Below are 23,257 nucleotides of genomic sequence, written 5' to 3'. Positions count from 1 at the left end.
GCTGTGGCTGTACCTCAATTCAAGGGTTTCCAAGCATGTTGCAACTGATCCTCGGCGGCGCCCGCTCCGGCAAGAGCCGCCTGGCTGAAAAGCTCGCCGGCGAGAGCGGCCTGGCCGTGACCTATATCGCTACCAGCCAGGCGCTGGACGGCGAAATGAACCAGCGCATCGAGCATCACCGCGAACGGCGTCCGACCGAATGGGCATTGATCGAGGAACCCCTGGAGCTGGCACGGGTGCTGCGTGAAGCGGCGAGCGCCGAACGTTGCCTGCTGGTGGACTGCCTGACCCTGTGGCTGACCAACCTGTTGCTGCTGGAGGATGCCCGGCGGCTCGCCAGTGAGCGCGAAGCGCTGTTGCAGTGCCTGGCGTCGCTGCCGGGCGAAATCATTTTTGTCAGCAACGAGACCGGAATGGGTGTCGTGCCGCTGGGCGAATTGACTCGCCGTTATGTCGATGAAGCCGGTTGGTTGCATCAAGCCCTGGCCGAGCGTTGTCAGCGGGTAGTGCTGACGGTGGCCGGCCTGCCCCTGACCCTGAAAGGAACTGCGTTATGAATGACTTCTGGTGGCTGCGGCCGTGCAAGGCGCTCGACACTCAAGCCCTGGAGGCGGCGCGGTCGCGCCAGCAGCAATTGACCAAGCCCGCGGGTTCGCTGGGGCAACTGGAGCGGGTAGCGGTACAGCTGGCCGGCTTGCAGGGGCGGGTCAAGCCTGGCCTGGAGCAGCTGTGGATCGCGATTTTCGCCGGCGACCACGGGGTGGTGGCCGAGGGCGTTTCGGCTTACCCGCAGGAAGTCACCGGGCAGATGCTGCACAACTTCGTCACCGGCGGCGCGGCCATCAGCGTGCTGGCGCGGCAGCTGCGGGCACGCCTGGAGGTGGTTGACCTCGGCACGGTGACGCCCGGCTTGAACCTGCCTGGCGTGCGCCATTTGCACCTGGGGGCGGGCACCCGCAACTTCGCCCTGGGGCCGGCCATGACCCGGGCCCAGGGCGAACAGGCCCTGCAGGCTGGACGTGACAGTGTGCTGCGGGCTGTCGAGCAGGGTAGCGAGTTGTTTATCGGTGGCGAGATGGGCATCGGCAACACCACCGCGGCCAGCGCCGTGGCCTGTGCCTTGCTGGACATTCCGGTAGCGCACCTCGCGGGTCCGGGCACCGGCCTGGATGCAGCGGGTGTCAGCCACAAGGCGCGGGTGATCGAGCGCGCCTTGAGCCTGCATGCGCCCCAGCGTGGCGATGCCTTGCAGACCTTGTTCAACCTTGGCGGTTTCGAAATGGCTGCCTTGGCGGGAGCGTACCTGGCCTGTGCCCAGGAAGGCGTTGCGGTGCTGGTCGACGGCTTCATTTGCAGCGTGGCGGCGCTGGTGGCGGTGCGGTTGAATCCCGAGTGCCGGCGGTGGTTGCTGTTCAGTCACCGTGGGGCCGAGCCGGGGCATCGGCATATCCTGCAAACCCTCGAGGCCGAACCTTTGCTGGACCTCGGCCTGCGCCTGGGCGAGGGCAGCGGCGCGGCACTGGCGGTGCCATTGCTGCGCCTGGCCTGCGACCTGCACGGGCAGATGGCGACTTTCGCCGAGGCGGCCGTGGCGGATCGCCCGGCATGACCTTGCGCCTGGACCTGCTGCGCCATGGCGAAACCGAACTCGGTGGTGGCCTGCGCGGCAGCCTCGACGATGCCCTGACCGACGCCGGCTGGCAGCAGATGCGTGCTGCTGTCATAGGCCAGGGGCCCTGGGATCGGCTGGTGAGTTCGCCCTTACAACGCTGCGCGCGTTTCGCCGAGGAACTGGGGGCGCGCCTGGCGCTGCCGGTGACCCTGGACCCGGATCTGCAGGAGCTGCATTTCGGCGCCTGGGAAGGGCAGAGTGCCGCTGCGCTGATGGCGACCGACGCCGAGGCGCTGGGGCGGTTCTGGGCCGATCCTTATGCCTTTACTCCGCCGCAGGGCGAGCCGGTGCTGGCGTTTTCAGCGCGGGTGCTGGGAGCGGTCGAGCGTCTGCACCAGCGTCATGCCGGTGAGCGGGTGCTGCTGGTCAGCCATGGCGGAGTGATGCGGCTGTTGCTGGCCCGGGCCCGTGGTTTGCCGCGAGCGCAGTTGCTGAATGTCGAGGTTGCTCACGGTGCCTTGTTCGCCCTGACTGTCAAGGCTGGCCTGGTGTTGAGCGAAGGAGTCTGAGCGTGCTGCCATTCTGGATCGCCCTGCAATTTCTCAGCAGTTTTCCGGTGCGTTTGCCGGGCATGCCGTCGCCCGAGGAAATGGGTCGCTCGTTGCTGTTCTATCCGCTGATCGGCCTGCTGTTCGGGCTGCTGCTGTGGGGGCTGAACCAGTGGCTGATGGGGGCGCCGCTGTTGCTGCATGGGGCGTTGTTGCTGACGGTCTGGGTGCTGCTCAGTGGTGCCTTGCATCTGGACGGGCTGGCCGACAGTGCGGACGCCTGGCTGGGTGGCTTCGGCGACCGTGAGCGTACGCTGACGATCATGAAGGACCCGCGCAGCGGGCCGATCGCCGTAGTCACCCTGGGGCTGGTGTTGCTGCTTAAGTTCGCCGCGCTGGTGGCGCTGATCGAGCAGCAGGCCGGTGTCGCCTTGCTGCTCGCGCCGCTGATCGGTCGCGGCGCCTTGCTCGGGCTGTTCCTCTGTACGCCTTATGTGCGCCCTGGCGGCCTTGGGCAGGCGCTGGCGAATCACCTGCCGCGCCTGGCCGGAAAGTGGGTGTTGGGGCTTGCTGCGCTGGCGTGTGTAGTGCTCGGCGGTTATAGCGCGGTGCTGGCGTTGCTGCTGGCGGGCGTGGTGTTTGCCGGCTTGCGGCAGCTGATGCTGCGTCGTCTGGGCGGTACCACCGGAGATACGGCGGGCGCTCTGCTGGAGCTGCTGGAGATGGCGGTCCTGGTGGGGGTGGCGTTGTTCTAGAAAGGTGGGGTGCGGGTTTATCCGCGCCCTGGGCTTTGCAAATTTCTTGCATTCCATTAATCGCGGGTATATACACGCACCATGCTTCCTTCTCAATGTTTGTGCATCAACCTGCGTCGCGCCGCCCGTGGCGTCAGCAGGTTCTACGACGGCGCTCTCGACGGCTTCGGGATTAACGTTGCCCAGTATTCCTTGCTGAGCAACCTGCAGCGCCTGGACCAGCCGAGCATTTCCAGCCTGGCCGAGGCCATGGGCCTGGATCGCAGCACCCTGGGCCGCAACCTGCGGGTGCTGGAAGGCGAGGGGCTGGTTCGATTGTCCGAGGGTGAGGATCAACGCAATCGCATCGTCCAGCTGACCGAGGAGGGCCAGCAGCGACTGCTGGCGGCCTTGCCGGCCTGGGAAGCGGCGCAACAGCGCTTGATCGATCGTCTGGGTGCAGAAAAACGCGAAACCTTGCTGGCCTTGCTGAACGAACTGTCGTGAGCGCTGTTCGTTCGATGATAAGCGGGTATATACCCGAAAATGGAGAATAAAATGACTTCGATGTGGCGTACCAGCGGTTGGGTTCTTCTCGGGAGTGCGCTGATCCTGGCCTTGTCCCTGGGGGTAAGGCACGGCTTCGGGTTGTTTCTGCCGCCCATGAGCGCCGAGTTCGGCTGGGGGCGCGAGGTGTTTGCCTTTGCCATTGCCTTGCAGAACCTGATCTGGGGCCTGGCCCAGCCCTTCACTGGGGCCCTGGCGGACCGCTTCGGCGCGGCCAGGGTGGTGGTGATCGGCGGCGTGCTGTACGCCGTGGGCCTGCTGTTCATGGGGTTGGCCGACTCGCCACTGTCGCTGTCGTTGAGCGCCGGGTTGCTGATCGGCATCGGCCTTTCGGGGACCTCGTTCTCGGTGATTCTCGGTGTGGTGGGGCGCGCACTGCCGGTGGAAAAACGCAGCATGGGCATGGGGATCGCCAGCGCGGCCGGTTCGTTCGGTCAGTTCGCCATGCTGCCGGGCACCCTGGGCTTGATCGGCTGGCTCGGCTGGTCGTCAGCGCTGTTGGTGCTGGGGTTGCTGGTGGCCTTGATCGTGCCGCTGGTGAGCATGCTCAAGGACAAGCCGCTGCCCAGCCTGGGCCATGAACAGAGCCTCTCCGAGGCCTTGCGTGAAGCCTGCTCACACTCCGGGTTCTGGCTGCTGGCGTTCGGCTTTTTCGTCTGTGGTTTCCAGGTGGTATTCATCGGTGTGCATTTGCCGGCTTACCTGGTGGACCAGCACTTGCCGGCCACGGTGGGCACCACGGTGCTGGCGCTGATCGGCCTGTTCAATATCTTCGGGACCTACACCGCCGGCTGGCTGGGTGGACGCATGTCCAAACCGCGCTTGTTGACTGGCCTGTACCTGTTGCGCGCGGTGGTCATCGGCCTGTTCCTCTGGCTGCCGGTGACGCAAGCCAGCGCGTATCTGTTCGGCATGGCCATGGGCTTCCTGTGGCTGTCGACGGTGCCGCTGACCAATGGCACGGTGGCGACCTTGTTCGGGGTGCGCAACCTGTCCATGCTGGGCGGCATCGTGTTTCTGTTTCACCAGTTGGGCTCGTTCCTCGGGGGCTGGCTCGGCGGGGTGGTCTACGATCGAACCGGGAGTTATGACTTGATCTGGCAGGTGGCGATTCTCCTCAGTCTGCTGGCTGCGGCCCTGAACTGGCCGGTGCGCGAGCGTCCGGTCGCCCGTTTGCAGGCAAGCGCGGCATGAGCCGGACAGGCCTGTGCTGGATTGGCCTGACGGCTGTTATCGCCTTGCTGGTATTGGCCTGGTGGGGCTGGCACCAGGGTGGGCTGGCGCTGATGCAGTTGGGCATGGGCGTCTGCTAGGAAGCGCTTGCTAGGGCATCCGCCAGGCGAGTAGCTTCACCCTCTGACGGTACTTTCAAGGAGCTGAATATGTTGGCGCGCTGGCTTGCTGTTCCAGCTGTACTCATGGCGTTTGTCGGTTCGACCTGGGCGGACGAATGTCCGTCGCTGCTGCAGGGCTCGCTGCCCAAGCTGCGGGCCAAGGAATCCATCGACCTGTGCCAACGCTTTGCCGGCAAGCCGCTGGTGGTGGTCAATACCGCGAGCTTTTGCGGTTTCGCCCCACAGTTCAAGGGGCTCGAGGCGTTGTACCAGCGTTACAAGGACCAGGGGCTGGAAGTGGTAGGCGTGCCGTCCAATGACTTCAAGCAGGAGTCCAAGGATGGCGCGGAAACGGCCAAGGTCTGCTATGTGAACTATGGCGTCACCTTCACCATGACCGAGCCGCAGCAGGTCCGGGGCCCGGACGCGGTGCACCTGTTCAAGGTGCTGGCCGAGCAGAGCAGTGCGCCGAAGTGGAACTTCTACAAGTATGTGGTCGATCGCCAGGGCAAGGTGATCGCCAATTTCTCCAGTTTGACCAAACCGGACAGTCCGGAACTGATCGAGGCAGTGGAACAGGCGCTGGCATCCAGGCCTTGAGTGTTATCCGCAACCAATAAAAAAGCCCGCGCATCCCTGGATGCGCGGGCTTTTTCGTTCGTGCCGTCAGGCTTTAGAAGCGGTAGGTTGCACCCACGCCGAAGCCGTTTGCGCTGTTTTCGTACTCGGAGCTGTAAGACTGGCCGAGCGTATTGTGATTGTTGATCTTGACTTTCTCTTCCTTGAGGTAGGAATAGGCCACGTCGATGGTCAGGTCTTCGGTTGGGCTCCAGCCGGCGCCGAGGCTGAAGATGGTCCGGTCTCCGGTAGGAATGCGCGGCGAACGGTTGGTGTTGTTGGCCGGCGACTGGTCGAAGCTCAGGCCGGTACGCAATACCCACTGCTTGTTCAACTGGTAGGAAGTACCGATGGCGTAGGCCCAGGTGTCGTGCCAGTTCTGCTCTTCCTTGACGGTGCTGAGCGCACCCGGGGCCAGCAGACCGCCAGCGCTGGCTGTTACGCCTTCGTTTTGCACGGTGATGTCTTTCAGGCGGCTCCAGCGGGTCCAGGTCGCACCGGCGTAGAGTTTCCAGGCATCGTTGAGGTCCTGGGTCACCGACAGGTCGGCCGATTCAGGGGTGGTGATGTCCAGCGAGGCATCGTAGCGAGCGCCACGCAGCAGAGCGCTTGGAGTGCCGGCGCCTGGGCTGACTTCGGTGTGGCCTTCCAGCTTGTACTTGACCTTCGAGTGGTAGGTCAGGCCCACGCGGGTGGTGTCGGTCGCCTGGACCAGCACGCCGATGTTGTAGCCGTAGCCAACGTCGTCGCCCTTGATCTGGACATTGCCATCGTTAGGCGACAGTGGCGTGGTCAGTGCCGATTCCAGGGTGCCGGAAATACGGTTGATGGTCGGGCCGAAACCGATCGACACCTTGTCATTGAAGGCGTAGCTGACGGTTGGCTGGAAGGTGATGACTTTAACTTCGCTTTTGCTGCCGAAGTTACGGCCCTGGAAGCCGCTTTCGTAGTCGGTGATCAGGCCGAACGGGGCGTAGACACCCAGGCCGAAGGCCCACTGATCGTCGATAGGCTTGACGTAGAAGCCCATTGGCACGGCGGTTAAGGGCACCATGTCGCCTTTGTTGGTGCCGCTACGGCTGCCGCTGGCGTCGTTGATGTCGGTGGATGCATCAATGGCCGCGACGCCGCCAGTGATTTGCTGGCGTTTCAGGCGCGACATACCGGCAGGGTTGCCAAAAACTGTGCTTGCATCGTCCGCAGCAGAGGATCGACCGGCAAAACCAGTACCCATGCCGCTGATGCTTTGTTCGTTCAGGGCAAAGCCACTTGCGAAAAGTTGGGTAGATGCCATGGCAACGGCAAGGCTAAGACTGGTTTTGAGTATTACTTTTTTCATTATTAGAACTCCTGGTGATCACCGGAGCGGAAATTACCAACATTTCCTCCTTAGCGCTATAGGCTGTATGGCTTGAGATAGAGCGGTTTTGTAGGACAATCAGACCAAAATCGCCGTAGTTTGCGCAATCTTGAAAAGGTCCGATCAGCAGGCGATCTGATTCAGGGGGGCAACACAGGTTTGCCAGGCATCGGCGAAATCCCGCAAACGTCCTTGTGGCTGGAAGATCTGCTTCCAGATGCGAGCCATGCCAACCAGGTCGTCGGCCTCGGGGAGCGGGGTATTCTGCTCTTCCACCAGTAGCCAGGCGATGGCGGTGGCGTAGCGCAGGTTGACGGTCAATTCCAGGTGCGGGCCGCTGAGGAAGGCGTGCTGGCTGGCCAGGCCGCGAACCAGGCTGGCACGCTCCGGGTCCAGCGCCAGGTAGTGGTCCCAGAGTGCCTGGTGGCGGGGTTCGGCGATGCGATAGAGGCCGTGGCCCCTGCGGTCGTGCAGGGCGGAGCCAAGGGCGGATTGACTGGCGGCGATGCCTAGCAGCAGTGATTCTGCGGTGCGACTGTGGTTGCCCAGATAGATCAGGGTCGGGCGAATCACGTAGCGGCACAGTTCGCTGGCGGCAATACCCATAGAGCCCTCGAAGCGTGAAAGTGGCCGGCGAGGCCTGATGGGGGAGCTTGGCAGCGGTGGATCGGTCAGACTCGCCGGAAGCGGATCATGCCGCTTGAGTTGAAGTGTAGTGTCATATCGTTGCCGTAAAGGACTGTTTTTAAAATATTTCCAGCTTCGAGTTATAACCGTTATATCGGATGGTGCTTTAGCCGAAGGCGGAAAAACCGAAATAACAGGCAATAAAAAGCCCCGCTATTCAGGCGGGGCTTTGGGTTTTCAGCGCTCTGGCGTCTTAGGCAGTCAGGGCCTGACGAGTGCGCTCGATCACCGCTTGCAGCGGCTCGGCGCTGGAATACTGGTCGGGGTACAGGCGTTCGCTGTGACGAGCGATACCGTGTTCGTTGACCAGGGTGAAGCTGAAGCAGCCTTTGCGAGCGGCCATGATCAGGCAGTTCATTGGAGCAAAAGCATTGGTGAGGGTGCGAATGGCATCCTGAGTCTGGATTTGAGTAGACATCGTTATTGGGTGTTCCTACAAATGACACGGTTAAGAACCGTGCAACGTTAAAACGTTCCAGTAACGCCGACCACCATTGGTCGAACGAAGAACCCGACTGGAACAAAGCAGCCAGTTGGAAGCGCTTTATCAAGTGCGCGCTAGGGCTGGCAGGTAGGTACTTAGGAGGGCAGGCAATCACAGCGGGGGTTAAGGTTCTGGGCCCCAGGTGAAGATCCTGATCAATTTGCAGGTTGGTTCGGTCAGAGTAAAAGGGCTTCGTGACATCCTTTGCAATGTGTTCAAAGGCGGTGTCGGCGAAAGCTTTACCTGGAAACCAGCGAGGTGGTCGATCCCGTGTAGTCGGTAGAAGCTTCTCTTCAGGGAAGCTGAACCGGGGGACTTGTTCGACCAGAATTGACTTTCAGCTTGGTACTAACGCTGTTGATGATAACGGATTGATGTGGCCGGTGCAAGTGTGTTAGGCAAAATGGTTATGAGCGTTACAGGGGTGAGGCCATGAACGAGGCAGGCTGGGCTTTCCACCGCCGTTGGGCAGAAGCTGTTACTGAAATCTTTCGTCTTCGATGCTGTTCTTCCATGAACGAGCGAAAAAGGTGCATCGATATAACTGGATCGAGGGTACTTGTGCACAATAGTTGCGCGGGCTGTCACCGCTCTGTCACCTCACCTGCCGGGCCCTCCAATGCCTGCGATGAAAATTTAAGTCAATGAAAAACATCGGTTTTTTTTGCTGGTGAAAAAATCGTCAGTTTGACTGCGGGCCCCGTCCCATGCGGCTTTCGGAGACTTGTAGGGCGGTTGTCCACTGAGTTATCCACAGCTTCTGTGGATTGTCCCAAGCGCTTGCTCTAGCACGGGCGTGCCGAGTTTTTTCGACTTTACGCGTGCGAAAAAAGGAGTAGAGTGGCGCGCCTTCAGATCTGCCCTACAGTGCTTTATGAAGTTTCGCTCAGTGTCACCTTCTGTTACCTCTGCCTCTTCCAGTGTTACCGAACCCAAGCGTTTTTCGTTGCGCGTGGCCATGTGGCTGCTCGACAGCCCGCGGCTGGGAGAACACCGGAACGTCAAGCACTTTGCCGGTCATTTGCTCAAGCAGCCTGCCCGGGAAGGGGTCGTGGTGGCGCAGAGTCGTCTTGGCCAGCTGATGTGCCGCGAGTGCGGCAACGCCCGTGATCGGCGGATTGGCCATGACCTGCTGCGCCAGGCGGCGCGGGCTGGCGATCGTCGTGCCCAACTGGAGCTTGGTCAGATCGAAGACTGAGCTGTCCAACCCTCGGTCCCTTGGTTAACCTTCAAGCTTTATTTCACTGTCTGGAGTGGCTATGGCTATGGCTATGGACTTGACCAGCGTACTGTTCGGTCTGGCAGGCGCGGCATTGCCCTTGGTGGCGCTCGCCTGGCAACTGCAACGCCGTCTGAGCTCCCGCCAAACCGAACTGTCCCTGCTGGAGGAGCGCCTGGCCACTGCGTTGCTGGCGCAGGATGGCTTGAATGCCCAACTGGATGCCTGCCGCGACGAGATCAGCGACCTGGGCCAGGCCAATGCCGTGAAGCAGGCCGACCTGGCGGCGGTGCGCCGGGAAGTCGAGTTATTGCAGATCGAACGCGACAATGCCCGTGACGCGGCCCACGCCTGGAACCTTGAACGGGCCAACAAGGAAGCCGAGCTGCGGCGCCTGGACGCCCAGGCCGCGTCATTGAATGCCGAGCTGCGCGAGCAGCAGGAAAGCCACCAGCAACGCCTGAGCGACCTGCAAGGCTCGCGAGATGAGCTGCGGGTGCAGTTCGCCGAGCTGGCGGGCAAGATCTTCGACGAGCGTGAACAGCGGTTTGCCGAGAACAGCCAGCAGCGCCTCGGACAATTGCTCGACCCGCTCAAGGAGCGCATCCAATCCTTCGAGAAGCGGGTCGAAGAGAGTTATCAGGCCGAAGCGCGCGAGCGTTTTTCCCTCGGCAAGGAACTCGAGCGTCTGCAGCAGTTGAACCTGCGCTTGAGCGACGAGGCGACCAACCTGACACGTGCGCTCAAGGGCCAGAAGACCCAGGGCAATTGGGGCGAACTGATTTTGGAACGGGTGCTTGAGCATGCCGGCCTGGAGAAGGGCCGCGAGTACCAGACCCAGGTCAGCCTCAAGGGGCCCGACGGCGAGCGCTTCCAGCCCGACGTGCTGATCATGCTGCCCGGCGACAAGCAGGTGGTCGTGGACTCCAAGGTCAGCCTGACCGCCTACCAACAGTTTGTCGCGGCGGACGATGACGTGATCGGCCAGGCGGCACTGAAACAGCACGTGCTGTCCTTGCGCAATCACGTCAAAGGCCTGGCCGGCAAGGACTACAAACGCCTGGAAGGCTTGCACAGCCTGGATTTCGTCTTGCTCTTCGTACCTATCGAGGCGGCCTTTTCCGCCGCCTTGCAGGCCGAGCCCAATCTGTTCCAGGAAGCCTTCGACCGCAACATCGTGATCGTCAGCCCGACCACCCTGCTGGCCACACTGCGAGTGATCGACAGCCTGTGGAAGCAGGAGCGACAGAGTCAGAACGCCCGGGAAATCGCTGAACGCGCCGGTTGGCTGTACGACAAGTTCGTGTTGTTCATTCAGGATCTGGATGAGGTCGGCAATCGTCTGCAGCAATTGGACAAGGCCTACAGCGCCGCGCGCAACAAGCTGACCGAGGGGCGTGGCAACCTGGTCAGCCGCAGCGAGCAACTGCGCTTGCTCGGCGCGCGTGCCAGCAAGAGCCTGCCGGCGGACCTGCTGGAGCGAGCGATGACCGATGCCGACGGCGCGTTGCTCGAATTGCCGGATTGAGCTGTAGCCGCTGCCGCAGGCTGCGATCGGCCCCGGAGGGGGCGCGGCGTGTTCAATATCGCTGAAGGCCTGCGGCCTTATCGCAGCCTGCGGCATCGGCTACAGGACTCTCAGAGCGGCAGATGCCGACTCAGCAGCGCCCGCAGTGCCGCTGGCTTCACCGGCTTGGCCAGGTAGTCCAGCCCCGCGGCGTGTACCTCGGCGACCATCTCGGGGCGCCCGTCGGCGCTGATTACCACGCCAGGTACCGGATCACCCAGCTGGGTGCGCAGCCAGGCCATGACCTCGGTGCCGGTTTCGCCATCGTCCAGGTGATAGTCCACCAGCGCCAGTTGCGGGCGCACGCCATCACTGAGCAGCGCGGCGCATTCTTCCCGGTTGCGCGCGGTCCAGACCTGGCAGCCCCAGCGACTGAGCAGGCTGTTCATGCCGATCAGGATGCTGTCTTCATTGTCGACACAGAGTACCTGGGCGCCAGACAGCAGATGGCCGTTGAGTTCGGCCACTTGTCCCGGTGCGCTGGCGGCCGCCTTGGCCAAAGGCACGCTGACGCTGAATACACTGCCCTTGCCCGGCCAGGAGCGTACCTGCAGGCCATGGCCAAGGACGCGGCACAAGCCATCGGCGATCGCCAGCCCGAGGCCCAGGCCTTTCTCGGCGCGGGTCTGGTGGCTGTCGAGGCGCTTGAACTCTTCGAAGATCACCTGCTGTTTGTCCAGCGGAATCCCCGGCCCGCGGTCCCAGACCTCCAGGCACAGTTGATTGCCACGGCGGCGCGCGCCCAAGAGCACAGGTCCCTTGGCGTAACGGAAGGCATTGGTCAGGAAGTTCTGCAGGACCCGGCGCAGAAGCTTGATGTCGCTGTCGACCCTGAGGTGGCTGCCGCGCAGGCGGAACTTCAAGCCTTGCTCCTGGGCCAGGACCTTGAATTCGGCCCCCAGGGTATCGAACAGCTCGTTGAGCACGAACGGCTTGCGCTCCGGATTGATCTTGCCGTTTTCCAGGCGGGAGATATCCAGCAAGTCGCTGATCAGGTCTTCGGCAGAGCGCAGGGAGCTGTCCAGGTGCTGGACCAATTGCTGGGCTTCGGCGGACAAACCGTCGTCCTGATGGGAGAGGGCGGCGGAGAACAGCCGTGCGGCGTTCAGCGGTTGCATCAGGTCGTGACTGACCGCCGCCAGGAAGCGTGTCTTGGACTGGTTGGCGGCCTCGGCGGTGCCCTTGGCCTCGGTCAGTGCGGCGTTCAACTGCGACAGTTCTTGGGTCCGTTCGGCAACCCGTTGTTCCAGGCCTTCATTGGCTTCGGTGAGGGCCTGTTCGGCTTCGCGGAACGGGGTGATGTCGGTGAAGCTCATGACAAAGCCGCCGCCGGGCATCGGGTTGCCGATCAACTCGATCACCCGGCCATTGGGGAACAGCCGCTCGGAAGTGTGGGCGCGGCCCTGGCGCATCCAGTGCAGGCGGCGGGCGACATGCACTTCGGCCTCGCCCGGCCCGCACAGGCCGCGCTCGGCATTGTGGCGGATGATGTCGGCGATCGGCCGGCCGACGCTGATCAGTCCGTCCGGGTAGTTGAACAGTTCCAGGTAGCGACGGTTCCAGGCCACCAGCCTGAGGGACTGGTCGACCACGCTGATGCCCTGGCTGATGTTCTCGATCGCCCCTTGCAGCAGGGCGCGGTTGAACTGCAGCACCTCGGAGGCTTCGTCGGCGATGCGCACCACATCTTCGAGCTGCATCTCCCGCCCTTCGATGGCGGCCTTGACCACCGCGCGGGTGGACGACGCGCCGAGTACGCCGGCCAGCAGGCGTTCGGTGTGGGCGATCCATTCGCCGTCGGCGTTCTGGTTGGGGTTGAAACCTTTGCCCTGGCGGTAGGCAAAGCGGATGAAGCTCTGGCGGGCCCGTTCTTCCCCGACAAAACGCGCGGCGAGCTTGAGCAGGTCGTCGATCTGCACCGATAGCATCGAGCGGGAGCTGGGGCGGCCGCTGATTTCCTGGCCGATGAAGCGTCCGGCCTGCCAGTGCTCCGAAACCCGGGTCCTCGACAGCACCGAGACCCAGGCGAACAGGATGAAGTTACCGGCCAGCGACAGCACCACCCCCTGGGTCAAGGGCGTGATCGGCAGGTTCAGTGGGTTGCCGTGCAGCCAGGCCAGGCCTGGAAAGCTGCTCAGCGACCAGCCCAGGCTGTGGGCGGCGATGGGCAGGACCAGGGTGTAGAACCACAGGAAGGTGCCGGCCGCCAGACCGGCGAACACGCCGCGGCGGTTGGCCTGTTTCCAGTACAGCGCCCCGAGCATGGCCGGGGCCAGCTGGGTCACGGCGGCGAAGGCGATCTGGCCGATGGTCGCCAGGCTCGCGGTGGAGCCCAGCAGGCGGTAGCTGACATAGGCCAGCAGCAGGATGACCACGATGCTGACCCGGCGCACCGAGAGCATCCAGTGGCGGAACACTTCGAAGGGCCGCTCGGCACTCTGCCGGCGTAGCAGCCAGGGCAGCAGCATGTCGTTGGAGACCATGGTCGACAGCGCCACGCTGGCGACGATCACCATGCCGGTGGCGGCCGACGCACCGCCGATGAAGGCCAGCACGGCCAGGGCCGGATGGGCCTGGGCCAGGGGCAGGCTGATGACGAACGAATCCGGTAGCACCGAGCTGGGCAGCAGCATCTGCCCGGCCAGGGCGATCGGCACCACGAACAGCGCGGCCAGGGCCAGGTAGGCGGGAAACACCCACTTGGCCAAGCGCAGGTCCTGGGGCTCGATGTTCTCCACCACTGTGACGTGGAACTGCCGCGGCAGGCAGATGATCGCCATCATGGCGACGCCGGTCTGCACCACCATCGACGGCCAGTTGATGGTCTCTTCCCAGTACTGTTCCAGGCGCGGGGCGAGCATGGCCTGGCTGAACAGGTCGTCGAAACCATCGTACAGGCCATAGGTGACAAAGGCGCCGACCGCGAGAAAGGCCAGCAGCTTGACCAGGGATTCGAAGGCAATCGCTAGCACCATGCCGCGGTGGTGCTCGGTGGCGTCGAGGTTGCGGGTACCGAAGACGATGGTGAACAGCGCCAGGATCAGCGACACGATCAGCGCCGTGTCCTGGGCGCGGGTGCCCATGGTGTCGGCGCCGGCGCCGATCAGCAGGTCCACGCCGAGCACGATGCCCTTGAGCTGCAGGGCGATATAGGGAAGCACGCCGACCAGGCAGATCAGCGCCACCACCACCGCCAGCGACTGGGACTTGCCGTAGCGCGCGGCGATGAAGTCGGCGATGGAGGTGATGTTTTCCTGCTTGCTGATCATCACCATCTTTTGCAGGACCCAGGGCGCCAGCACCAGCAGCAGGATCGGCCCCAGGTAGATCGGCAAGAACGACCAGAGTTGCTCGGCGGCCTGGCCGACGGCGCCGAAGAAGGTCCAGCTGGTGCAATACACCGCCAGCGACAGGCTGTACACCCAGGCTCGCACCCGCGGCGGCAAGGGGGCGCTGCGACGGTCACCGTAAAAGGCGATGGCAAACATGATGGCCATATAGGCCAGGGCGACGATGGCGATCAGCCCGCTGGACAGCGACATGGAAACTCCGAACATAAAGGCACACCGGGCGCTTCAGCCCGGTCAGACAGTCTCGCACGATGTTCGGGGTTCGTCAGTGTCGACCAAGGTATTGGCGCGGCCAGGCGTCGCAGGGGGAAGAGGGCTGCCTGTCAGGTTTTATCGCGAGTCGGCACGAGCCTATGCAAGGCAGCACGGAGCAAGTGGGCGCGAGAGCGGCCTCAAGGCCGCAGCGCAATGTCGATCAGTTCATGCAGTTCCTGCACCTCAAGCGGTTCCGCGGCGAACAGGATGCGGAACACCGTTGGCGCCACCAGCATGTTCAACAGCCGATCGACGCTCGGCAGGGCTGCTTCACTGTGCCGGTGGCGGTCGAGGATGATCTGCAATTGCCCGCTGAGAATGCTCACGCAATAGCCGGGCGTGCTGCTGCATTGCACGTCGCGCATCATGGTGCGCCCGGGTTCGGAACTCATTTCGTCGAGGTACTGCTCGGCCCAGGCCCGCAGGTCGCCGCGCAGGCTGCCGGTGGCGGCCGGTTCGCCGTCCGGACGCAGGCGTTCCAGGGCGACATCCGCCAGCAGCGCCGACAGGTCGCCCCAGCGCCGATAGATGGTCGAAGGCGTGACGCCGGCGCGGACGGCGATTTGCGGCACGGTCAGGGTCGAGCGCTCCTGCTCTTCGAGGAGTTCACGGACTGCCGAGTGGATGGATTCCTGTACCCGGGCGCTGCGTCCGCCTGGGCGTAAACCTTCTTTAATAGCCATGGGTCGAACCTTAACACAAAGAATTTGCTTTAAGAGCGAGGCGGTAGCACACTCCGCAAAAGCAAAAAATTAGCTTTAATGGAGCGTGCCCATGTCCAGTATTGTCGACTCTTCACTGTCAAACCGTTCCAGACTGCTGTTTCTGGCGATCACCTTACTCAGTTTTCTCGCCGCTTCCAGTGTGCCGACACCGATGTATCACCTGTATCAGGAGGCGCTGCAATTCTCCCCAGCGACCTTGACCCTGATCTTCGGCGTCTACGCCTTGAGCCTGTTGGCGGCGCTGCTGACCGTGGGTTCGCTTTCGGATTATCTGGGGCGCAAGCCGGTGATCTTCGTGGCGCTGCTGCTGGACATACTGGCGATGCTGCTATTCATCCAGGCCGACAGCGTGGCCTGGTTGATTGCTGCCCGGGTGATGCAGGGCTTCGCTACCGGCATGGCCACCAGCGTGTTGGGTGCGGCGCTGCTGGATACCGACCGGCAGCAGGGGCCGCTGGTCAACAGCGTGGCGCCCTTGCTGGGCATGGCGTGCGGGGCGATGGGCAGCGGCCTGCTGGTGGAATATGCGCCGTTGCCGTTGCAACTGGCCTACTGGTTGCTGCTGGTGCTGTTTGTCGCCCAGGCGCTGTACGTCTGGCGCCTGCCGGAGACCGTCAGTGTCCAGCCCGGTGTCTGGGCCTCCCTGCGGCCCACCCTGCATGTACCGCCCCAGGCGCGGCGAGCGCTGTGGCTGGCGTTGCCGGTGGATGTGGCGGTGTGGGCCGTGGGCGGGTTTTTTCTGTCGTTGGCGCCATCGCTGGTGCGCACCGCGACGGGCTCGACCTCGAACCTGATCGGTGGTGGCCTGGTGGCGGTGCTGACCCTGAGCGGCGCCCTGATGATTGTTTCCCTGCGCCATCGTCCGGCGGACAAGGTGCTACGGCTGGGCGCGAGCCTGCTGGCGGTCGGCATCGGCCTGGTCCTCATTGCCGTGCACACCGCCAGCCTGCCGCTGTTCTTTCTCGGCACCCTGGTCACGGGCGGTGGTTTTGGCTCCGGGTTCCTCGGCGCCCTGCGCAGTGTGGTGCCCCTGGCTTTGCCCCATGAGCGAGCGGGGTTGATGTCGGCGTTTTATGTCCTGAGTTATCTGGCGTTCTGCCTGCCGTCCCTGCTGGCGGGAAACCTGACGCGCAGCCTTGGCCTGGTCGCGACCACCGATGGTTATGGCGCGGTATTGATCCTGCTGTCCCTGGCCGCCTTGCTGGGGCTGCTGCGTCAGCGAAGCGCCAAGGCTTGCGTCGCACAGGAAGGTTGAGCGCGTTGGTGGCTGATCCAGGCGCCGGCTTGGGTTAGCCTGCTCACTGGCTGCGCGCAGGGTGCGTGCACCAACCCTGGGAGAGGCAGGCATCGATGAAGATCATTCGCAGTAAAACCTTCACCGGGGAGCGGGCCTGGGCGGCGCTGGACATCGCCAGCATGAATGGCATCACCACGCGCCTGCATTGGACCGATCAGCCTTATAAGTGGCACACCAACGACGGGCAGGAAGTGTTTGTCGTGCTCGATGGCCAAGTGCGCATGCACTATCGGGAAAACGGCCTGGAGCAGTCGGTGCTGCTGGAGGTGGGCGATATCTTCTACGCCGATGTCGGCACCGAGCATGTGGCCCACCCGCAAGGCACGGCGCGGGTGCTGGTGGTGGAAACCGCAGGCAGTGTCTGACTCGTATATTTATGAAATAGATAATAGATAGAGAAATTACCCGTTATATAGATATTCGATCCGGTTCTACCATGGGCTCCACCTCATCGGAGGACAGGAGATCGCACCATGACATGCCCCAACACCCTCAGAACCGGACGGCCCTTGAGCCAGCTGCAGCATCCTCGCGAAGCCATCCGCCAATTCACTCCCAACTGGTTCGCCGCGACCATGGGCACCGGCGTACTGGCCCTGGCGCTGGCCCAGTTGCCGCTGCGGATCCCGGGCTTGCACCTGCTGGCCGAGGGGCTGTGGCTGTTCACCATCGTGCTGTTCGTGGTGTTCAGTGCGGTCTATGCGGCACGCTGGGTAATGTTCTTCGACGAAGCCCGGCGGATTTTCGGGCATTCCACGGTCTCTATGTTCTTCGGCACCATCCCCATGGGCCTGGCCACCATCATCAACGGTTTCCTGCTGTTCGGCGTACCGCGCTGGGGCGAGGGCGTGGTGCAGTTGGCCGAGCTGCTGTGGTGGCTGGACGTGGCGCTGTCGCTGGCTTGCGGGGTGCTGATTCCCTACATGATGTTCACCCGCCAGGAGCACCGTATCGACCAGATGACCGCGGTCTGGCTGCTGCCAGTGGTCGCAGCCGAAGTCGCCGCCGCCAGTGGCGGACTGCTGGCGCCGCACCTGGTGGACGCGCATTCGCAACTGGTGATGCTGGTGACCAGCTACGTGCTCTGGGCGTTCTCGCTGCCGGTGGCTTTCAGCATCCTGACCATTCTCCTGCTGCGCATGGCCCTGCATAAGTTGCCTCATGAAAGCATGGCTGCCTCGAGCTGGCTGGCCCTGGGGCCGATCGGCACGGGGGCCTTGGGCATGTTGCTGCTGGGCGCGGACGCTCCGGCGATCTTTGCCGCCAACGGCATGGCTGGAGTGGGCGAAATCGCCGAGGGCCTGGGGCTGGTGGCCGGTATCACCCTGTGGGGTTTCGGCCTGTGGTGGATGCTGATGGCGCTGCTGATCACCCTGCGTTACCTGCGCGACGGCATTCCGTTCAACCTCGGCTGGTGGGGGTTCACCTTCCCGCTGGGGGTCTATGCCCTGGCCACCTTGAAACTGGCCAGCACCCTGAACCTGACGTTTTTCGCGGTGTTCGGCAGCCTGTTGGTCCTGGCGCTGGCACTGATGTGGCTGCTGGTCGGCAAGCGCACGCTACAGGGCGCCTATCGGGGTGAGTTGTTCGTTTCGCCTTGCATCGCAGGATTAGCGAAATAATCCGCGAACTTTAGGTAAGGTTGTGGCCTGGAGCGAAAATCGATAATCCAATAACAGCATCCAAGCCACTCAGGGACATGGAAGATGAGTCACCCCTCACAGTTCACCTTGCTTCGTACGCGGCGCTTCCTGCCGTTCTTCATCACTCAGTCCCTCGGTGCGTTCAACGACAACATCTTCAAGCAGTCGCTGATCCTCGCCATTCTCTACAAGCTGGTCATCGAGGGTGACCGCTCGATCTGGGTCAACCTCTGTGCCTTGCTGTTTATCCTGCCGTTCTTCCTGTTCTCGGCGCTGGCCGGGCAATTCGGCGAGAAGTTCGCCAAGGACGCGCTGATCCGCCTGATCAAGCTCGGCGAGATCGTGATCATGGCGGTGGGGGCGGTGGGTTTTGTCTTCGATCACCTGTCGCTGATGCTGCTGGCGCTGTTCGCCATGGGCACTCACTCGGCGCTGTTCGGCCCGGTGAAATATTCGATCCTGCCCCAGGCGTTGCGGGAGGAAGAACTGGTCGGCGGCAACGGCCTGGTGGAAATGGGCACCTTCCTGGCGATTCTTGCCGGGACCATTGGCGCCGGGATCATGATGTCCTCGGTCCATTACGCATCCATCGTCTCGACGGCGATCATTGCCGTCGCCGTACTCGGTTACCTCGCCAGTCGGGGCATTCCCCGGGCCGCGGCGGCCACCCCGGAGCTGCGCCTGAACTGGAATATCTTCAGCCAGTCCTGGGCCACCCTGCGCCTGGGCCTGGGGCAGACGCCGGCGGTGTCGCGCTCGATCGTCGGCAACTCGTGGTTCTGGTTCGTCGGGGCGATCTACCTGACGCAGATTCCGGCCTACGCCAAGGAGTGGATGCACGGGGACGAGACGGTGGTCACGCTGATCCTCACCGTGTTCTCGGTGGGGATCGCTGTCGGTTCCATGCTGTGCGAGAAGCTCTCGGGACGTAAGGTCGAGATCGGCCTGGTGCCCTTTGGCTCGTTCGGCCTGACGGTGTTCGGCCTGCTGTTGTGGTGGCATTCCGGCGGGATTGCGCCAAGCGAGGCGGGTTACGGCTGGATCGAGGTGCTCGGTTATGGCCATGCCTGGTGGGTGCTGATCGATATTCTCGGCCTGGGCATCTTCGGCGGTTTCTACATCGTGCCGCTGTACGCCCTGATTCAGTCGCGGACCCCGGAGCACGAGCGGGCGCGGGTGATTGCCGCGAACAACATTCTCAACGCGCTGTTCATGGTGGTGTCGGCGATCGTCTCGATCGTGTTGCTGAGCCTGGCCAAGTTGTCGATCCCGCAGCTGTTCCTGGTGGTGTCGCTGCTGAATGTCGCGGTCAACGCCTATATCTTCAAGATCGTTCCCGAGTTCAGCATGCGTTTCATGATCTGGCTGCTCAGCCATTCCATGTACCGGGTCGAGCATCGCAACCTGGAGGCGATCCCGGACGAAGGCGCGGCGTTGCTGGTGTGCAATCACGTGTCCTTCGTCGATGCCTTGCTGATTGGCGGCGCGGTACGGCGGCCGATTCGTTTCGTGATGTATTACAAGATCTACAACCTGCCGGTGCTCAACTTCATCTTCCGTACCGCCGGGACTATTCCGATTGCCGGGCGCAACGAGGACATCCAGATTTACGAAAGGGCATTCAACCAAATTGCCCGCTACCTCAAGGACGGCGAGCTGGTGTGCATCTTCCCGGAAGGCAAGCTGACCGCCGATGGCGAGATCGATGAGTTCAAGGGTGGGCTGACGCGGATTCTCGAAGAGACGCCGGTACCGGTGATTCCGCTGGCGTTGCAGGGGCTGTGGGGCAGCTTTTTCAGCCGCGATCCAAGCAAGGGGTTGTTCCGCCGCCTGTGGTCGCGAGTGACCCTGGTGGCTGGCTCGGCCGTGGCAGCCGACAGTGCCGAACCGGCCCGTTTGCAAACCCTGGTCGGTGAGCTGCGCGGCTCCGTGCGCTGATACCTGTAGCCGCTGCCGAGCCTGCGAGGCTGCGATAAGGCCCGCAGGGTCTTGGTTCCCGATCTGCCGCCAGACCTCTGGTGATCTTCAGAGCGCTGCGACCGTGCCGGTCGGTCGCAGCCTGCGGCAGCGGCTACAGAGGGATCAGGCCGCGCTGACCTTCAAGCCGACCAGCCCGGTAATGATCAGTGCCACGCTGGCCAGGCGGAACAACGCCATGGACTCACCGAACAGAACGATCCCGGCGATCACCGTGCCGACTGCGCCGACCCCGGTCCAGATGGCATAGGCAGTGCCCAGCGGCAGATCCTTCATGGCCAGCCCCAGCAGGCCGAGGCTGATCGCCATGGCGGCGATGGTCAGGGCAGTGGGGAGAGGGCGGCTGAAGCCGTCGGTGTACTTGAGGCCGACGGCCCAGCCCACTTCGAACAGGCCGGCGAAAAACAGAATGATCCAGGACATGATGACCTCCATCGATTGACGGGGTCGTCCCCAGATTGATGACTCGATCGAGCCGCGGGGTCGTCCCCGCGTTGCGCAGTATAGTGCCCATCATTAATCCGGGGATCAAGGTTTCGCCTCAATCGCTCGCCTGCTGGGCAGCCAGTGCGCGGTCGTCCTTTTCGCTCATGCGGCGGAACCCGGTGGAAAGCAGTGCCCCGGAAATGTTGTGCCAGACGCTGAACAGTGCGCTCGGCACCGCCGCCAGCGGCGAGAAGTGGGCGCTGGCCAGGGCGGCGCCGAGGCCGGAGTTCTGCATGCCGACTTCCAGGGCCAGGGATTTGCGTTGCGCCAACGGCAGCTTGAACAGGCGGCCGGTGAAATAACCCAGCAGGTAGCCGAAGCTGTTATGCAGCATCACCACGGCCATGATCAGCAGCCCGGACTCGGCGATTTTCGCCTGGCTGGCGGCTACCACCGCAGTGACGATGATCACGATGCTGACCACCGACACCAGCGGCAATACCTCCACCGCATGCCGCACCCGGTCGCCGAGCACGCGCTGGGCAATCACCCCGAGCACGATCGGCAGCAGCACCACTTGCAGGATCGACCAGAACAGCTCCATGAACGAAACCGGCAGCCAGGCCGAGGCCAGCAGCCAGATCAGGGCTGGGGTCAGCAACGGCGCCAGCAGGGTGGTGACGGCGGCGATCGCCACCGACAGCGCCAGGTCGCCGCGGGCCAGCCAGGTCATGACGTTGGACGACGTGCCGCTCGGGCAGCAGCCGACCAGGATCACACCGACGGCGATCTCCGGCGGCAGGTGGAAGACCTGGCACAGCAACCAGGCCACGCCCGGCATGATCACGAAATGCGCGACTACACCCAGGGCCACGCGCCATGGATGGCGGGCAACTTCGGCGAAGTCTTCGAGCTTCAGGGTCAGGCCCATGCCGAACATCACCAGGCCCAGCAGCGGCACGATGGCACCCTTGAGGCCGATGAACCAGTCCGGCTGCAAGAACGCCACTACCGCGAAAATCAGTACCCAGTACGCAAAGGTATTACCGACAAAACGACTTAATGCTGCCAGTGCACGCATGGCCTGTTCCTTCTTATATGAAAACGCCACCGAAAGCGGTGGCGTCTGTGATGCTCCCGCAGGAGCGAGCGGGCTGGCAATAAGGCCGGAGGCGGCCGGTCGCCAGCCTGCTGGCTGCTACAAGGTCAGATGCCTTGTGGAATCTCTTCGCCACCCAGGGCTTCGAACAGCGCCGGGAGGAAATCGCCGAAGGTCAGCATCATCAGGGTGAAGCTGGCGTCCAATTGGCCGAGGGCTTCGTCGCCGCCGTCCTGTTCCGCCTGATCCTGCAGCAGGTCTTCGAACTTCAGGCGCTTGACCGTCATCTTGTCGTCGAGCATGAAGGACAGTTTGTCCTGCCAGGCCAGGGACAATTGGGTGACCACCTTGCCGGTGCTCAGGTGCAGCTGGATTTCTTCGCTGGTCAGGTCCTGGCGCTTGCAACGGACGATGCCGCCGTCTTCGTGGGTGTCGCGCAGTTCGCACTCGTCGAGGACGAAGAAGTCGTCGGCGGCTTGTTGGGTTTTTACCCAGTCGGTCATGATCGCGGTCGGCGCGGTCTTCACGGTCAACGGACGCACTGGCAAGGTACCGAGCACTTCGCGCAGGGTGGAGAGCAGGTCTTCGGCGCGTTTCGGGCTGGCCGAGTTGACCAGGATCAGGCCCTGTTTCGGCGCGATGGCGGCGAAAGTCGAGGAACGACGGATAAAGGCGCGGGGCAGGAAGGCCTGGATGATTTCATCCTTGATCTGGTCGCGTTCCTTTTTATAGACCTTGCGCATTTGCTCGGCTTCGATCTCTTCGACCTTTTCCTTGACCGCGTCGCGCACCACGCTGCCAGGCAGAATACGTTCTTCCTTGCGCGCGGCGACCAGCAGGAAGTCCTGGCTGACGTGTACCAGCGGCGCATCTTCGCCTTTGCCGAATGGCGCGACGAAACCGTAAGTGGTCAACTCCTGGCTTGCACATGGACGCGCCAGTTTGGTGGCCAGTGCGGTTTCCAGCGCCTCAGCATCAAAGGGCAGATCTTGGGTCAGGCGATAGATAAGCAGGTTCTTGAACCACATGGGGTGAATCTCTCCTTTATACAAAGGGGGGCATTATTCTCCGCGCAGCTCCATAGGCCAACCCTCCGCTAAGCCTTTGGAAGGCCTGAAAAAATTATTTTAAAAAGTGCTTGCCAGAGCTGGGGACGCTCCGTAGAATGCGCGCCACACCGAACGTGAAGGGTGATTAGCTCAGCCGGGAGAGCATCTGCCTTACAAGCAGAGGGTCGGCGGTTCGATCCCGTCATCACCCACCATTCGCTTTCAGTGTTACGCGCAGCGGTAGTTCAGTCGGTTAGAATACCGGCCTGTCACGCCGGGGGTCGCGGGTTCGAGTCCCGTCCGCTGCGCCATATTCGATGATCTGGAACACTGAACGCCAGGTCATCACAGAAAGCCCGCTAACGCGGGCTTTTTTGTGCCTGTGTTTCATGTGCGGCGCCCGATACATCGAAATTCAGCTTTTTTTGATAATTTTGTTATTTAAATCAGCACGTTATGAATTTCTGTGTAATAATGCGCCCCGCAACGAAGGTAAAGGGTGATTAGCTCAGCTGGGAGAGCATCTGCCTTACAAGCAGAGGGTCGGCGGTTCGATCCCGTCATCACCCACCACTTGCTTTCAACGCTACGCGCAGCGGTAGTTCAGTCGGTTAGAATACCGGCCTGTCACGCCGGGGGTCGCGGGTTCGAGTCCCGTCCGCTGCGCCATATTCGATGAGCTGGAATACTGAACGCCAGCTCATTA

The 23,257-nt window shown here is 62.7% G+C and carries 22 protein-coding genes and 4 tRNA genes; 18 read left to right on the top strand and 8 right to left on the bottom strand.

The window, feature by feature from the left end:
- The first annotated feature begins 35 nt into the window (after positions 1–35).
- From cobU to IF690_RS21610, 8 genes are all read left to right on the top strand, one after another.
- A complete protein-coding gene (gene cobU, locus IF690_RS21640; RefSeq protein WP_202697316.1) occupies positions 36–557 on the top strand; it encodes a bifunctional adenosylcobinamide kinase/adenosylcobinamide-phosphate guanylyltransferase in 522 nt (173 codons plus the stop codon).
- Positions 554–1,609 carry a nicotinate-nucleotide--dimethylbenzimidazole phosphoribosyltransferase gene (cobT, locus tag IF690_RS21635; RefSeq protein WP_202697315.1) on the top strand — a complete coding sequence of 352 codons (1,056 nt, stop codon included), beginning with the start codon at positions 554–556 and terminating at the stop codon, positions 1,607–1,609. Before cobU ends, cobT begins: the two co-directional genes overlap by 4 nt.
- On the top strand, positions 1,606–2,181 hold the full coding sequence (gene cobC / locus IF690_RS21630; protein ID WP_202697314.1) for an alpha-ribazole phosphatase family protein: 576 nt from the start codon (positions 1,606–1,608) through the stop codon (positions 2,179–2,181). Before cobT ends, cobC begins: the two co-directional genes overlap by 4 nt.
- A gap of 2 nt (positions 2,182–2,183) precedes the next feature.
- Complete coding sequence (locus IF690_RS21625; RefSeq protein ID WP_202697313.1) at positions 2,184–2,915, top strand: adenosylcobinamide-GDP ribazoletransferase; 732 nt, start codon at positions 2,184–2,186, stop codon at positions 2,913–2,915.
- An 81-nt stretch (positions 2,916–2,996) separates the two neighbouring features.
- Entirely contained in the window at positions 2,997–3,401 is a 405-nt protein-coding gene (locus IF690_RS21620; RefSeq protein WP_202697312.1) for a MarR family winged helix-turn-helix transcriptional regulator, read from the top strand.
- 51 nt (positions 3,402–3,452) lie between these two features.
- Complete coding sequence (locus tag IF690_RS21615; protein ID WP_502710153.1) at positions 3,453–4,655, top strand: MFS transporter; 1,203 nt, start codon at positions 3,453–3,455, stop codon at positions 4,653–4,655.
- The gene (locus tag IF690_RS29155) at positions 4,652–4,774 is read left to right on the top strand and encodes a hypothetical protein (protein WP_286673832.1); all 123 of its coding nucleotides are present in this window, start codon (positions 4,652–4,654) and stop codon (positions 4,772–4,774) included. Before IF690_RS21615 ends, IF690_RS29155 begins: the two co-directional genes overlap by 4 nt.
- A gap of 69 nt (positions 4,775–4,843) precedes the next feature.
- Entirely contained in the window at positions 4,844–5,395 is a 552-nt protein-coding gene (locus IF690_RS21610; protein WP_202697311.1) for a glutathione peroxidase, read from the top strand.
- A 73-nt stretch (positions 5,396–5,468) separates the two neighbouring features.
- Here the strand turns inward: IF690_RS21610 and IF690_RS21605 are convergent, their stop codons facing one another.
- The 3 genes from IF690_RS21605 to IF690_RS21595 all read right to left on the bottom strand — a co-directional run bounded on the left by IF690_RS21605 (position 5,469) and on the right by IF690_RS21595 (position 7,878).
- On the bottom strand, positions 5,469–6,752 hold the full coding sequence (locus IF690_RS21605; protein ID WP_202697310.1) for an OmpP1/FadL family transporter: 1,284 nt from the start codon (positions 6,750–6,752) through the stop codon (positions 5,469–5,471).
- A gap of 144 nt (positions 6,753–6,896) precedes the next feature.
- The gene (locus IF690_RS21600) at positions 6,897–7,379 is read right to left on the bottom strand and encodes a hypothetical protein (protein ID WP_202697309.1); all 483 of its coding nucleotides are present in this window, start codon (positions 7,377–7,379) and stop codon (positions 6,897–6,899) included.
- Positions 7,380–7,653: 274 nt separating this feature from the next.
- Positions 7,654–7,878, bottom strand: a complete 225-nt coding sequence (locus IF690_RS21595) for a hypothetical protein (RefSeq protein ID WP_007927809.1) — start codon at positions 7,876–7,878, stop codon at positions 7,654–7,656.
- A 940-nt stretch (positions 7,879–8,818) separates the two neighbouring features.
- On the opposite strand from IF690_RS21595, the gene IF690_RS21590 reads away from it, so the two are divergent.
- Both IF690_RS21590 and IF690_RS21585 read left to right on the top strand, forming a co-directional pair.
- Positions 8,819–9,142, top strand: coding sequence for an SEL1-like repeat protein (locus IF690_RS21590; protein ID WP_202697308.1), 324 nt, complete (start codon positions 8,819–8,821; stop codon positions 9,140–9,142).
- Between the two features lie 181 nt (positions 9,143–9,323).
- Entirely contained in the window at positions 9,324–10,691 is a 1,368-nt protein-coding gene (locus tag IF690_RS21585) for a DNA recombination protein RmuC (RefSeq protein WP_202701668.1), read from the top strand.
- A 110-nt stretch (positions 10,692–10,801) separates the two neighbouring features.
- On the opposite strand, the gene IF690_RS21580 is transcribed toward IF690_RS21585, so the two are convergent.
- A complete protein-coding gene (locus tag IF690_RS21580) occupies positions 10,802–14,272 on the bottom strand; it encodes a hybrid sensor histidine kinase/response regulator (RefSeq protein ID WP_202697307.1) in 3,471 nt (1,156 codons plus the stop codon).
- A gap of 200 nt (positions 14,273–14,472) precedes the next feature.
- Positions 14,473–15,018, bottom strand: coding sequence for a TetR/AcrR family transcriptional regulator (locus IF690_RS21575; protein WP_202697306.1), 546 nt, complete (start codon positions 15,016–15,018; stop codon positions 14,473–14,475).
- A gap of 91 nt (positions 15,019–15,109) precedes the next feature.
- On the opposite strand from IF690_RS21575, the gene IF690_RS21570 reads away from it, so the two are divergent.
- The 4 genes from IF690_RS21570 to IF690_RS21555 all read left to right on the top strand — a co-directional run bounded on the left by IF690_RS21570 (position 15,110) and on the right by IF690_RS21555 (position 19,938).
- On the top strand, positions 15,110–16,315 hold the full coding sequence (locus IF690_RS21570) for an MFS transporter (protein WP_202697305.1): 1,206 nt from the start codon (positions 15,110–15,112) through the stop codon (positions 16,313–16,315).
- Between the two features lie 95 nt (positions 16,316–16,410).
- Complete coding sequence (locus IF690_RS21565; RefSeq protein WP_202697304.1) at positions 16,411–16,722, top strand: cupin domain-containing protein; 312 nt, start codon at positions 16,411–16,413, stop codon at positions 16,720–16,722.
- Between the two features lie 108 nt (positions 16,723–16,830).
- Positions 16,831–17,979, top strand: coding sequence for a TDT family transporter (locus IF690_RS21560; RefSeq protein WP_202697303.1), 1,149 nt, complete (start codon positions 16,831–16,833; stop codon positions 17,977–17,979).
- An 84-nt stretch (positions 17,980–18,063) separates the two neighbouring features.
- Positions 18,064–19,938, top strand: a complete 1,875-nt coding sequence (locus IF690_RS21555; RefSeq protein WP_202697302.1) for an MFS transporter — start codon at positions 18,064–18,066, stop codon at positions 19,936–19,938.
- Positions 19,939–20,082: 144 nt separating this feature from the next.
- On the opposite strand, the gene sugE is transcribed toward IF690_RS21555, so the two are convergent.
- The 3 genes from sugE to rdgC form a co-directional block, all read right to left on the bottom strand.
- Complete coding sequence (gene sugE, locus IF690_RS21550; RefSeq protein ID WP_202697301.1) at positions 20,083–20,400, bottom strand: quaternary ammonium compound efflux SMR transporter SugE; 318 nt, start codon at positions 20,398–20,400, stop codon at positions 20,083–20,085.
- 118 nt (positions 20,401–20,518) lie between these two features.
- Positions 20,519–21,484, bottom strand: a complete 966-nt coding sequence (locus IF690_RS21545) for a bile acid:sodium symporter family protein (RefSeq protein ID WP_202697300.1) — start codon at positions 21,482–21,484, stop codon at positions 20,519–20,521.
- Between the two features lie 125 nt (positions 21,485–21,609).
- Entirely contained in the window at positions 21,610–22,530 is a 921-nt protein-coding gene (gene rdgC / locus IF690_RS21540; protein WP_009045083.1) for a recombination-associated protein RdgC, read from the bottom strand.
- 160 nt (positions 22,531–22,690) lie between these two features.
- Between rdgC and IF690_RS21535 the strand changes: the two genes are divergently transcribed.
- From IF690_RS21535 to IF690_RS21520, 4 genes are all read left to right on the top strand, one after another.
- Positions 22,691–22,766, top strand: a tRNA-Val gene (locus IF690_RS21535).
- A 19-nt stretch (positions 22,767–22,785) separates the two neighbouring features.
- Positions 22,786–22,862 (top strand) — tRNA-Asp (locus tag IF690_RS21530).
- A 186-nt stretch (positions 22,863–23,048) separates the two neighbouring features.
- Positions 23,049–23,124: transfer RNA gene (locus IF690_RS21525), tRNA-Val, on the top strand.
- A gap of 19 nt (positions 23,125–23,143) precedes the next feature.
- Positions 23,144–23,220: transfer RNA gene (locus tag IF690_RS21520), tRNA-Asp, on the top strand.
- Positions 23,221–23,257: the final 37 nt, after the last annotated feature.

It is taken from the genome of Pseudomonas sp. SK3(2021), assembly GCF_016772375.1.
Taxonomy (GTDB): domain Bacteria; phylum Pseudomonadota; class Gammaproteobacteria; order Pseudomonadales; family Pseudomonadaceae; genus Aquipseudomonas; species Aquipseudomonas chlororaphis_I.
This window is presented reverse-complemented; position numbering and strand designations above follow the sequence as displayed.